General features: G+C 66.4%; 8 protein-coding genes and 1 pseudogene. 6 read left to right on the top strand and 3 right to left on the bottom strand.

Annotated elements, in window-relative coordinates:
- Window positions 1-5: 5 nt before the first annotated feature.
- Window positions 6-932, bottom strand: a complete 927-nt coding sequence (locus ACYP5B_RS16110) for an amino acid ABC transporter substrate-binding protein (protein WP_459570376.1) — start codon at window positions 930-932, stop codon at window positions 6-8.
- 511 nt (window positions 933-1,443) lie between these two features.
- Here ACYP5B_RS16110 and ACYP5B_RS16105 point away from each other — a divergent pair.
- Window positions 1,444-3,366 (top strand): ATP-binding cassette domain-containing protein, encoded by a 1,923-nt coding sequence (locus tag ACYP5B_RS16105; protein WP_459570375.1) that lies wholly within the window; start codon window positions 1,444-1,446, stop codon window positions 3,364-3,366.
- A 91-nt stretch (window positions 3,367-3,457) separates the two neighbouring features.
- On the opposite strand, the gene ACYP5B_RS16100 is transcribed toward ACYP5B_RS16105, so the two are convergent.
- Together ACYP5B_RS16100 and ACYP5B_RS16095 are read right to left on the bottom strand one after the other, a co-directional pair.
- The gene (locus ACYP5B_RS16100) at window positions 3,458-3,604 is read right to left on the bottom strand and encodes a hypothetical protein (RefSeq protein WP_459570374.1); all 147 of its coding nucleotides are present in this window, start codon (window positions 3,602-3,604) and stop codon (window positions 3,458-3,460) included.
- Window positions 3,601-4,833, bottom strand: coding sequence for an MFS transporter (locus ACYP5B_RS16095; RefSeq protein WP_459570373.1), 1,233 nt, complete (start codon window positions 4,831-4,833; stop codon window positions 3,601-3,603). Before ACYP5B_RS16095 ends, ACYP5B_RS16100 begins: the two co-directional genes overlap by 4 nt.
- A gap of 315 nt (window positions 4,834-5,148) precedes the next feature.
- Between ACYP5B_RS16095 and ACYP5B_RS16090 the strand changes: the two genes are divergently transcribed.
- From ACYP5B_RS16090 to ACYP5B_RS16070, 5 genes and pseudogenes are all read left to right on the top strand, one after another.
- Window positions 5,149-7,140 carry a DNA topoisomerase IV subunit B gene (locus ACYP5B_RS16090; RefSeq protein WP_400095534.1) on the top strand — a complete coding sequence of 664 codons (1,992 nt, stop codon included), beginning with the start codon at window positions 5,149-5,151 and terminating at the stop codon, window positions 7,138-7,140.
- Between the two features lie 58 nt (window positions 7,141-7,198).
- Entirely contained in the window at window positions 7,199-7,990 is a 792-nt protein-coding gene (locus tag ACYP5B_RS16085; protein WP_400095532.1) for a lytic transglycosylase domain-containing protein, read from the top strand.
- Between the two features lie 80 nt (window positions 7,991-8,070).
- Entirely contained in the window at window positions 8,071-10,422 is a 2,352-nt protein-coding gene (gene parC, locus ACYP5B_RS16080; protein WP_267603859.1) for a DNA topoisomerase IV subunit A, read from the top strand.
- A 102-nt stretch (window positions 10,423-10,524) separates the two neighbouring features.
- A pseudogene (locus tag ACYP5B_RS16075) lies at window positions 10,525-11,097 on the top strand (chromate transporter); the annotation flags it as partial.
- 137 nt (window positions 11,098-11,234) lie between these two features.
- Window positions 11,235-11,765, top strand: coding sequence for a chromate transporter (locus tag ACYP5B_RS16070; protein ID WP_459570372.1), 531 nt, complete (start codon window positions 11,235-11,237; stop codon window positions 11,763-11,765).
- Window positions 11,766-12,624: the final 859 nt, after the last annotated feature.

The raw sequence follows: 12,624 nt of genomic DNA, 5'->3' as shown, positions 1-12,624 counted from the left end.
CGCGCTCAGTCGGCGACCTTGTCGCTCGGGAACTTGAAGGAATCGCGCAGCAGGTAGCTCATGGGGATGTCGAGGTTGACCCCTTGCGGCGGGATCGGCGACTGGAACCACTTCTTGTAGAGCTTCTGGGTATCGAGCGAATAGATGGAGGCGACCAGGGTCTTGTCCACCAGGCGCTTGAACTCGGCGTCCTGCTTCGACAGCATGATGGCGTAGGGCTCGATCGTCAGCAGCTCGTTGGTGACGGTGTAGCTGGCCGGGTCGCGCGCGTTGGCACGCAGGCCGTAGAGCAGCACGTCGTCCATCACGAATGCGTCGGCCTTGCCTTGCTCGACCATGGTGAAGGCTTCGGCGTGGTCCTTGGCTTCCACCACGCGCATCTGCATGGCGCCGCCGCCGTTGATCTGGCGTACCACCGCTAGCGATGTGGTGCCCACCGTGGAGACGACCGTCTTGCCGCGCAGGTCGCCCAGCTTGCGGATGCCGGAGTCGGTCTTGACCAGCATGCGGCTGCCCGCGATGTAGTGCGGGATGGTAAAGGCCACCTGCTCGCGCCGCTCGCGGTTGTTGGTGGTGGACCCGCATTCGAGATCGGCCTTGCCGTCGACGATGGCGGCGATGCGGCTGGCCGGCGTGACCGGCACGAATTCCACTTTGAGGCCCGGGAGCCGGAGCGCGCCGCGCAGGGCATCGGCCACCCGCAGGCACAGGTCGATGGCATAGCCATGGGGCTTGCCGTCGGCCACGAAGGAAAACGGCACCGAGCTTTCGCGGTGGGCGATGCGCAGCACGCCGGCCTGTTCGATGCGTTGCAGGACCGGCGTGCCGCCGGACTGTGCGGCGGCGCGCCCGGCGCCGATGGCGAGCGAAAGCAAAAGCAGGGTCGATAGCACTAGGAGCAGCGGCAGGCGCTGCGCACGCGGATGGATCATGGAATTCCCCGTACAAAGAAAAAGGCGTCAAGCGGAATTGGCGTTGGGTCGCCTGCACCGGTTCGGACCGGTTCTTGTATTGCTGCCGTTGTGCTGCGGCCTGCGGGCCGGCGGCCATTGTTCCACGGGGGCGAGCGGCTCGACAATCGTCACGGCGGGGGGTGTTGCGCGGCGCGCAACAGGCGGGCCGCAGGTGGGCGTTGACGGGGCTTTCCCTTACGGACTTGTACGACTAGAGCCGGCCGGAGTCGCTTGCTATGCTCCTTTCCGTGCCTTGCGAGCAGGGCACCGAGGAGAGACTCTTGGGCCCGCGCGAGCGCGGGCCCTTCTTTTTTTGTGGCGGCCGCAGGCGCGGGGTTTGCGCCGCCTCCGGCGAGGGCGGGCGGAGGTGGTCTACAATGCCGGCTACCTGGCACCCCGCCGCCCGGTTGCTGTCCGACGCCGGCGCGCGGCCGCGGGTTCAAGCCGCTTGAATTGCCTCCCTTTCGCTGTCTCCTTTCGTATTGCTCCCATGGCCCTGTTTTCGATTTCCGACGCCCAGCTTGCCTTCGGGCATGTGGCCTTGCTCGACCATGCCGACTTCTCCCTGGAAGCCGGCGAGCGCGTCGGCCTGATTGGCCGCAACGGCTCCGGCAAGTCGTCGCTGCTCAAGATCGTGGCCGGCTTGTCCGCGCCGGACGATGGCCTGATCGCGCGCCAGAGCGGCGTGACCTCGGCTTATGTGCCGCAAGAGCCGCAGTTCGAGCCCGGCGTGAACGTGTTCGATGCCGTGTCCCAGGGCCTGGGCAAGGTCCACGACCTGCTGGTCGCCTATGAAGCGGCGCTGGCGGCGCTGGACGACAACCACGACGAGGACTCGCTGGCCGAGTTGCACCGCCTGCAGTCGGAAGTCGATGCGGCCGGCGCCTGGGGCTTGCGCACGCGGGTGGAAACCACGCTGGCGCAGCTCAGCCTGAGCGCCGATGTGCGCGTGGATTCCCTCTCCGGCGGCATGCAGAAGCGCGTGGCGCTGGCGCAGGCCCTGGTGGCCGAGCCCGACATCCTGCTGCTCGACGAACCGACCAACCACCTGGACGTGGAAGCGATCCGCTGGCTGGAAGACCTGCTGCTGGCCTTCCGCGGCAGCGTGCTGCTGATCACCCACGATCGCGCCTTCCTGGACCGCGTGGCCACCCGCATCGTCGAGCTGGACCGCGGCCGCCTGGTTTCCTTCCCCGGCAACTTTGCCGCCTACCAGGCCCGCAAGGCCGAGCAGATGGCCGCCGAGCAGGTCGAGCAGGCCAAGTTCGACAAGCTGCTGGCACAAGAAGAAGTCTGGATCCGCAAGGGCGTGGAAGCGCGCCGCACGCGCAGCGTGGCCCGTATCCAGCGTCTGGAGACGATGCGTACCGACCGCGCGGCACGCCGCGACGTGCAGGGCAACGTCAAGCTGGAGGTCTCGCAAGGCGAGCGCTCCGGCAAGATCGTGGCCGAGCTGACCGATGTCAGCAAAGCCTATGGCACCAAGATGGTGGTGCGCGATTTCACCGGCACCATCATGCGCGGCGACAAGGTCGGCCTGATCGGCGCCAACGGCGCGGGCAAGACCACGCTGCTGCGCCTGATCCTGGGCGAGCTGGCGGCGGACGCCGGCACGGTCAAGAACGGCAGCAACATGCAGGTGGCGTATTTCGACCAGATGCGCACGCAGCTGGACCTGGAGCGCTCGCTGGCCGATACCATCAGCCCGGGCAGCGACTGGGTCGAGATCAACGGCCAGCGCAAGCACGTCATGAGCTACCTGAGCGATTTCCTGTTCGCACCGGAACGCGCGCGCTCGCCGGTCAAGTCGCTGTCCGGCGGCGAGCGCAACCGCCTGCTGCTGGCGCGCCTGTTCGCGCGCCCGGCCAATGTGCTGGTGCTGGATGAGCCGACCAACGACCTCGACATCGACACGCTGGAACTGCTTGAAGAACTGCTGCAGGACTACAGCGGCACCGTGTTCCTGGTATCCCACGACCGGGCCTTCCTGGACAACGTGGTGACCTCCACCATCGCTGCCGAAGGCGACGGGCGCTGGCGCGAGTACGTGGGCGGCTACTCCGACTGGCAGGTGCAGTCGGCGCGCAGCGCGGCCATGCAGGACGCGCGCGGTGGCGAGGGCAAGGCCGCCGCGGAAACCACGAAGCCGCGCGAAGCCCGTGCGGCCAACCGTCTGGTCAAGCTGTCGTACAAGGAGCAGCGCGAGTTGGACACGCTGCCGGAGCGCATCGCTTCGCTGGAAAACGAGCAGAAGACCGTGAGCGCACAGCTGGCGGACGGCTCGCTGTATGTGAGCGACGCGGGCAAGGCTGCACAACTGGCGGCCCGCCACGACGAGATCGACCTGGAACTGCTGGGGGCGCTGGAACGCTGGGAAGTGCTGGAAGCCAAGACCAAGGCCGAGGCACAGTAGCCGACATCGCCTGCCATGACGATGGCTGTCTCCCTCTCCCCTCAGGGGGAGAAGGGAGAAACAACGGGCGATTGTTAGTCTTCGCGTGCGCTCACCCGCACCAGGTGAGCACCATGTTCGTCAGATCCACCATGAACGCCGGCCGCAGGTAGGCCATGAACGCCAGCGCCAGCACCCCGGCCAGCGCCGCAATGCCTGCTGCCCGAAGCGCAAGGCCAGCGGGGTGTGCCGTGCTCATGCCGCCGCCGCCTGCGGCCGCGCGATCGCATGCTCGCGGATCGGCAGGTTGACCAAGGCCGCTACCACGCCCAGCCCGATCGCGATCATCCATACCGTGTTGTAGGTGCCGGTCCGGTCATACAGGAAGCCACCCAGCCATGCCCCCAGGAAGCTACCGATCTGGTGCGAGAAAAACACCACGCCCGACAGCATCGACAAGTACTGCACGCCAAACACCTGCGCGATGATGCCGTTGGTCAGCGGCACCGTGGACAGCCACAGGAACCCCATCATCGCGGCGAACAGCCAGGTGCTGGTGGCCGTGAGCGGCAGCAGCAGGTAACCGGCGATCACCACGGACCGGGTGATGTAGATCAGCGAAAGCAGGAAGCGCTTGGGCACGCGCTGTCCCAAGGCGCCGGCGCTATAGGTGCCGAACACATTGAACAGGCCGATCAGCGCCAGCGCCACGGTGGCGATCTTCGGGTCGGTCAGGCCCCGGTCCTTGAGATAGGGCGCCAGGTGCACACCGATGAACACCACCTGGAAGCCGCAGACGAAGTAGCCGAGCGTGAGCAACTGGAAGTTGCGGTTGCCAAACGCCTCGCGCACGGCCTGGCCGATGGTCTGCTGGAAGCCGGGCGCGTGCGTTGCGCCTTGCGGTTCGCGCAGGCTGAAGGCCAGCGGCAGCATCAGGCAAGCCAGCACCGCCAGGATGAACAGCGCATTCTGCCAGCCGGCCGTTGAGATCAGCGTCTGCTCCACCGGGATCATCAGGAACTGCCCGAACGAGCCCGCGGCCGCCGCGATGCCCATGGCCCACACGCGCTTCTCGGGGCTGGCCACGCGGCCGATCACGCCGTACACCACGCTATAGGTAGTGCCGGACTGCGCAATGCCGATCAGGATGCCGGCGCCCGAGGCAAAGGCGGTGCCCGAGGTGGCCATGGCCATCACGACCAGGCCCGCCACGTACAGCGCAATGCCGACGAGCATGATGCGGAACCCGCCGAACTTGTCGGCCAGTGCGCCCGTAAACGGCTGGGTCACGCCCCACATCAGGTTTTGCAGCGCCAGCGCGAAGGCGAAGGTCTCGCGGCTCCAGCCGTGCGTTTGCGTGATCGGGAGGTTGAACAGGCCGAAGCCGTGCCGGATACCCATCGACAAGGTGACGAGTAGGCCACCGCAAATCAAGACTGTCGTGAGGGAGAGTGGTCTTCTTTGTGTGTTTTGAATCGTGTTCTGCATGGCGTCCTGCATCCTGGCTCGGTGTGCTTTGTGCTGTTGTGGTGCTGTTTTAGTTTTGTCGGCGCGGTCCGGAACCGCCTTGGCCACGCCGTGCGAGCGAGTGTACTCCGCATCCCGGGGGGACGTCGGGCGCCACTCCGGTGCCGTCCGCGACACCGAATGTGTCGAATCGTGCACGGCGATCGTTGGTGACGATTGGCATCAAGACGGCTACCCGCTTCCATTACAATGCAGGCTGCCCGGCCCCCCTGGCTGGCGTGCGGCAACCGCGCCCTCGCCAAGGCTGGCCGAGAATCCCACTAAGCAAGCGACTCCATGGCGAGCAAAATCAGTCAGTACAGCGAATCCTCCATCCGGGTCCTGAAGGGCCTGGAGCCGGTCAAGCAACGACCCGGCATGTACACCCGTACCGACAATCCCCTGCACATCGTGCAGGAGGTGATCGACAATGCCTCCGACGAGGCCTTGGGCGGCCACGGTTCCGAGATCATGGTCACCCTGCACCGCGACGGCAGCATCAGCGTCGAGGACGATGGCCGCGGCATCCCGGTCGGCATCCATCCCGAAGAGCAGGTCCCGGTGGTGGAAATCGTGTTCACGCGCCTGCACGCGGGCGGCAAGTTCGACAAGGGCAAGGGCGGCGCCTACGCCTTCTCGGGCGGCCTGCACGGCGTCGGCGTCTCCGTCACCAACGCGCTGTCGACCCGGCTCGACGTGACCGTATGGCGTGATGGCAACTGCTCCACGCTGACCTTCTCCGGCGGCGACGTCACCGTGCCGCTGGCCACGCGCAAGCTCGAGCGCGGCGAGAAGAAGAGCGGCACGCGCGTGCAGGTCTGGCCGGACGCGAAGTACTTCGATTCCGCCACGATCCCGATGGCCGAGCTGCAGCGGTTGCTGCGCAGCAAGGCTGTACTGCTGCCGGGCGTCAAGGTCACGCTGCTGCAAGAGAAAAATGGCGAGCGCCAGACCTGGCAGTACGAGCAGGGCCTCAAGGGCTACCTGGTGGAAGCGCTGGCGCAGGGCAGCGGCGCCGAACTGGTGGTGCCGATGTTCGAAGGCGAGCATTTCGCCGACCCCGACGCCAATCCGGGGGAAGACGGCTTCGCCGAGGGCGAGGGCGCTTCCTGGGTGGTGGCCTGGACCGAGGACGGCGCGCCGGTGCGCGAATCCTATGTCAACCTGATCCCGACCCCGGCCGGTGGCACGCACGAGTCCGGCCTGCGCGAAGGCCTGTTCCAGGCGGTCAAGAGCTTTATCGAGATGCACGCCTTGCAGCCCAAGGGCGTGAAGCTGATGAGCGAAGACGTGTTCGCCCGCGCCTCGTTCGTGCTGTCCGCCAAGGTGCTGGACCCGCAGTTCCAGGGCCAGATCAAGGAGCGGCTGAACAGCCGCGACGCGGTGAAGCTGGTGTCCACCTTCAGCCGTCCCGCACTGGAATTGTGGCTCAATCATCACGTTGAGTACGGCAAGAAGCTGGCCGAGCTGGTGATCCGCCAGGCGCAGGCGCGCACGCGCGCGGCGCAAAAGGTGGAAAAGAAGAAGGGCTCCGGCGTGGCCGTGCTACCGGGCAAGCTGACCGATTGCGAATCCACCGACGTCACCCGCAACGAACTTTTCCTGGTCGAGGGCGATTCCGCCGGCGGCTCGGCCAAGATGGGGCGCGACAAGGAGTTCCAGGCCATCCTGCCGCTGCGCGGCAAGGTGCTCAACACCTGGGAGACCGAGCGCGACCGCCTGTTCGCCAACAACGAGGTGCACGACATCGCGGTCGCGATCGGCGTGGACCCGCACGGCCCCAGCGACGAGCCCGACCTGTCCAACCTGCGCTACGGAAAGATCTGTATCTTGTCCGACGCTGACGTGGACGGTGCGCACATCCAGGTGCTATTACTGACCTTGTTCTTCAAGCATTTCCCCAGGCTGATCGACAACGGCAACGTGTGCGTGGCCCGCCCGCCGCTGTACCGGGTGGATGCGCCTGCACGTGGCAAGAAGCCGGCCCAGAAGCTCTATGCGCTGGACGACGGCGAACTGGTGGCCATCCAGGACAAGCTGATGAAGGATGGCATCAAGGACGGCGGCTGGCAGATCTCGCGCTTCAAGGGCCTGGGCGAGATGAATGCCGAACAGCTGTGGGAAACCACCATGAATCCCGACACGCGCCGCCTGTTGCCGGTGGCGCTCGGCCATTTCGACCTGCCGCAGACCGTGGGCGTGATGAATATGCTGATGGGCAAGGGCGAAGCCGCGCAGCGGCGCACCTGGCTCGAGGAGCGCGGCAACGAAGTGGTTGCCGATATCTGATGTATCCCGGCGCACCACGTTCGAACCGATCGATACCTGCATGACGCAAGGAGTCCCGATGGCCAAGACCAGACCTGGCAGCACCCGTCCCCGGCAATGGATTGCCGCCGGCATGCTGCTGGCCTGCCTGGGCTTCATGCCTGCGGCCCACGCGGCGCTGTATGGCTATATCGACGATGACGGCGTGGCGCATTTCTCGGACGAGAAGCTGGACGAGCGCTACACCCTGTTCATGAAGAACGGCGGCGAGCTCAAGAGCCCGCTGCCTTACCGGGCTGGCGCGGGTGCCGGCGCTGGCAGCCAGATCGACCTGGAGACGCACAAGCTTTACCGCTATGTCGTCAACCATCCCAATATCGCCACGGTCGAGCCCATGATCCGCCAGATCGCGGCGGCGCAGAATGTCGATCCCGCGCTGGTCAAGGCAGTGATGGCGGTAGAGTCCGGCTTCAATGCCGGCGCGGTCTCGCCCAAGGGCGCGATCGGGCTGATGCAGGTGATTCCCGACACCGGCGCGCGTTTTGGCGTGAGCGCCGATGCCCGGCGCACGGTCGAGCAGAAGCTGGCCGACCCGCGCACCAATATCTCGGCCGGCGTGCGCTACCTGCGCTGGCTGATGGAGCTGTTCCCCAATGACCTCGAACTGGTGCTGGCCGCGTACAACGCGGGCGAGGGCGCGGTGCAGCGCTACAACAACAAGATTCCGCCTTTCCCCGAGACCCAGCAATATGTCAGCACGGTGCTGCAGTTCTATCGCTTCTACCGTCCGGGCGGCGCGCCCGCGGGGTTCGGCGGGGCGGGAGTCAATCGCGTCAAGATGGTGATCGGCGGCCGCCGCAACATGCCTTGATCCCATCCCGAACACCATAACGAACAACATGCAACCGGCGCACCGGCCAACGATGCGGTGCGCCGTCTTCTTGCCAATCCATGGAACAACAAGACATTCCGTTTGACCCAGGTTCGCCCGACAACGGAGCGGACTCGCTGACCCTGGCGCACTATGCCGAGCGCGCCTATCTCGACTACGCCATCAGCGTGGTCAAGGGCCGCGCGCTGCCGGAAGTGGCCGACGGCCAGAAGCCAGTGCAGCGCCGCATCCTGTACGCCATGCACGAGATGGGCCTGCGCTCCGACGCCAAGCCGGTCAAGTCGGCGCGCGTGGTGGGCGACGTGCTGGGTAAATTCCACCCGCACGGCGACCAGTCGGCCTACGACGCGCTGGTGCGCCTGGCGCAGGACTTCTCGCTGCGCTACCCGCTGATCGACGGCCAGGGCAACTTCGGCTCGCGCGACGGCGACGGCGCGGCGGCCATGCGATACACCGAAGCCCGGCTCACGCCGATCGCGCGCCTGCTGCTCGACGAGATCGACCAGGGCACGGTGGACTTCATCCCCAACTACGACGGCTCGATGGAAGAGCCCAAGCTGATGCCGGCGCGCCTGCCCTTTGTGCTGCTCAACGGCGCATCGGGCATTGCCGTGGGCATGGCCACCGAGGTGCCGCCGCACAACCTGCGCGAAGTGGCGGCAGCCACCGTGGCGATGATCCGCAACCCCAACATCACGCTGGCCGAGTTGATGGCGCTGATGCCGGGGCCGGACTATCCGGGCGGCGGCCAGATCATTTCGCCGGCGGCCGACATCGCGCAGATCTACGAGAATGGCCGCGGCAGCCTGAAAGTGCGCGCGCGCTGGATCATCGAGGAAATGGCGCGCGGCCAGTGGCAACTGGTGGTGACAGAGCTGCCGCCGAGCACCTCGTCGCAGAAGGTGCTCGAAGAGATCGAGGAAATCACCAACCCGAAGGTGCGCACGGGCAAGAAGTCACTCACGCCCGAGCAGCTGCAGCTCAAGCAAGGCATGCTGGCTGTGCTCGACGCGGTGCGCGACGAGTCCGGCAAGAACGCGCCGGTGCGGCTGGTGTTCGAGCCCAAGAGCAAGAACATCGAGCAGCAGGAATTCATCCAGACGCTGCTGGCGCACACCAGCCTGGAGTCCGGCGCGTCGATCAACCTGGTGATGATCGGCACCGATGGCCGCCCTCGCCAGAAGGGCCTGGCCGACATCCTGCGCGAGTGGATCGCCTTTCGCTTTGCCACCGTCACCCGCCGCACGCGCCATCGCCTGGGCAAGGTCGAAGACCGCATCCACATCCTGGAAGGCCGGATGCTGGTGCTGCTCAATATCGACGAGGTGATCCGCATCATCCGCGAGAGCGACGAGCCCAAGCCGGCGCTGATGCAGGCCTTTGGCCTGTCGGACCGCCAGGCCGAGGACATCCTGGAAATCCGCCTGCGCCAGCTGGCCAGGCTGGAGGCGCTGCGCATCGAGCAGGAGCTCAAGAGCCTGCGCGACGAGCAGGCCGAGCTGGATGTGCTGCTCAAGTCCGAGACCATGATGCGCCGGCGCATCATCAAGGAGATCGAGACCGACGCCAAGCAATACAGCCCGGAGGACAAGGATCCGCGCCGCACGCTGATCCAGGAGGAGCGCCGCGCCAACGCCGAAGTGCGCGTGGTCGACGAGCCCGTCACCGTGGTGGTCTCGCAGAAGGGCTGGGTGCGCACGCGCCAGGGCCACGGCCATGACGCCCAGCAGTTCACCTTCAAGGCGGGTGATGCGCTCTATGGCACTTTCGAGTGCCGCAGCGTGGACGTGATGCTGGTGTTCGGCACCAATGGCCGCGCTTACACGGTGCCGGTGGCCGGTCTGCCCGGCGGGCGTGGCGACGGCGTGCCCGTGACCACGCTGATCGAGCTGCAGCCTGGCAGCCAGATCGCCCACACTTTTGCCGGCAGCGTCGACCAGCGCTTGCTGATCGCCACGCGCGGCGGCAACGGCTTCCAGACCAAGGTGGGCGATATGGTCAGCCGGCAGAAGGGCGGCCGCGCCTACCTGACGCTGGACGAAGGCGATGCGCCGCTGGTGCCCGCGCCGATCGGCGAGGAAGCCACGCACGTGGCCTGCCTGTCGGCCAACGGCCGCATGCTGCTGGTTTCGCTCGACGAGATCAAGTCGCTCTCGGCCGGTGGCCGCGGCGTGATCCTGATGGAGCTGGAGCCCAAGGAGACGCTGTTGCAGGCGATCGCAGTGGGCGCGCCGGGCCTGGTGGTGTCCGGTGCCGGGCGCGGCGGCAAGCCGAGCTCGCAGAAGCTCTACGGCCAGTTGCTGCTGCCTTATGTCGGCAAGCGCGCCCGCAAGGGCCGTGCGCTCGATCTCAGGCTCAAGGAGCCAAGCATCGAGCCGGTACGGATCGTGCCTCCGGCGAGCGGCAACTAAGCCGCGTCAACCCGAACTGGCCCTGCGCGACAATGCGCGGGGCTTTTTTCTTTACCGGCATGCCGGACCGCCCGGGCGGCCATGCCTCTCCCGTTACACACGATGCCCGTTACTCCTTCCCCCGCCGGCGACGATCCGATGGTAGCGCTAGCACCCCCGCCCACGCCGCGGCGCCTGTTCATCGAATTTGCGCGCATGGGGCTGTCCGGCTTCGGCGGCGTGCTGCCCTTCGTGCGGCGCGCCGTGGTGGACCGCAACCGCTGGCTCGGCGACCGCGATTTCGTCGAGCTCCTCAGCCTCGGGCAGGTGCTGCCCGGCCCCAACGTGATCAACCTCGCGCTGATGCTGGGCCTGCGCTTTGCCGGGCTGCGCGGCGCGCTGGCGGCCTTTGCGGGCCTGGTGATGGTGCCGATGGTGGGCGTGCTGGCGCTGATGCTGCTGTACGAGCACTACCGCGACGTGGCGGCGGTGCAGCGCATGCTCACGGGCATGACGGCGGTGTCGGCGGGCCTGGTGCTGTCGACTGGCTTCAAGCTGGCGCAGAGCCAGCCGCGCACCGTGCGCGGGTTGATGATCGGTGGCGCGGCGTTTGTCGGCATCGGGCTGTTGCGCTGGCCGCTGGTGCCGGTGATGGCGGTGCTGGTGCCGATGGGCCTGGTGCTGGAGTGGCGCAGCGAGCAGCCTGCGCGGCGCGCGCAGGCGCCGCTGGTGCCGCTGGTGCCGGCTGCTATCGAGGCGTCTTCCATGCCGGCCATGCCGTCCAGCGATGATGGCATCGACCCCGTGCCGCCCGTGACCAGGGAGCCGCAGCCATGAGCTCACCGAACGTGCTTTCCGGCCTGCTCACGCATTTCCTGATGCTGTCGTTCCTTGCCATTGGCGGGGCCAGCACCACGATCCCCGACATGCATCGCTTCCTGGTGGAGTCGAACGCTTGGATGAGCGACGCGCAGTTCTCCGCCATGTACGCCATCTCGCAGGCCGCGCCCGGGCCCAACATCCTGTTCGTCGCGTTGTTCGGCTGGCAGGTGGCGGGCCTGGCCGGCGCCATCGTCGGCATGATGGGCATCTGCGGGCCGTCCAGCGTGATCGCGCTCGGCTTCGAGTACTTTGCGGGCCGCTCACCGCAGGCGCGCTGGCCCGGCCTGATCCGGCGCGGCCTTGCTACGCTGACCATTGGCCTGCTGTTCGCAACGGGCTGGATCCTTGCTGCGAGCGTCGATCACCGCTGGACCGCGGTGGCAGTGACGGTGGTCACTATCGTGCTGATGCTGAAGACTAAGGTGCATCCGCTGGTGCTGGTGGCGTTGGGGGCTGGGGCGGGGTTGTTGGGGTTGGTTTGAGTCTGATTTTGGATGGGTGATGTGGTGTTGGCTGGTTGGGGCAAGGGCAGAACCGTTGGCTTTTGTTTTGTGGTTGGGCTTTGAATTTTGCGGCATTGGCTTTTGCACCCAAGGGCCGTACGACATCCCCCTGCGGGGGCTGCCGGTCACTCTTCTTTGCGCGGCAAAGAAGACTAACGAGAAGAAAGCCGCCCTGCCGGGGGCAGAGCAATAAGGCTGTTTTTGCCTCTGTGGTTGCGTCGTACGGCCCTGAGTGTTGGCTGGCGTGTCCTACCGGCCTGGAGGTCATCGCAACTGCATGACCCATGGGTTTCGTGGTGGGGCCCCTGACCTCGTGTGCGGTGCGCGTTCGACCATCTGCCGTTCGCGGCGCAAGGGGCTGCGCCGTTTCGGGTGTGGCTGGTTTCGTGGTTTTGTCTCGGAGGGCAGGCGCGGTGATGTTCGAGCGTGAACCCTCGCGGACGGGCCACGGCGCCCACCACGAAACCAGGGGCGCTGAGAGCAAGTTGCCGGATGATCCGGTACGGCAGGGCTTCAAATGGCCGGGCGTTCGCCGCCAGAGACAAAACCACGAAACCAGCAACGTGGGGAGCATCGTGGCCCTCCGCACCGCGTACGGCAGATGTGGGAATGGTCACCGAGCAAAGCGATCAGGGGCCTTACGGCGAGACCCGTAGGTCATGCAGTTGCGATGACCCTAAAGCCGGTAAGGCACGCCAGCCAACACTCAGGGCCGTACGACGCAACCACCCCCATCGAATAGCCTTATTGCTCTGCCCCCGGCAGGTCGGCTTTCTTCTCGTTAGTCTTCTTTGCCGACGCAAAGAAGAGTGACCGGCAGCCCCCGCAGGGGGATGTC

Source organism: Cupriavidus sp. 8B, assembly GCF_054589115.1.
This window is presented reverse-complemented; position numbering and strand designations above follow the sequence as displayed.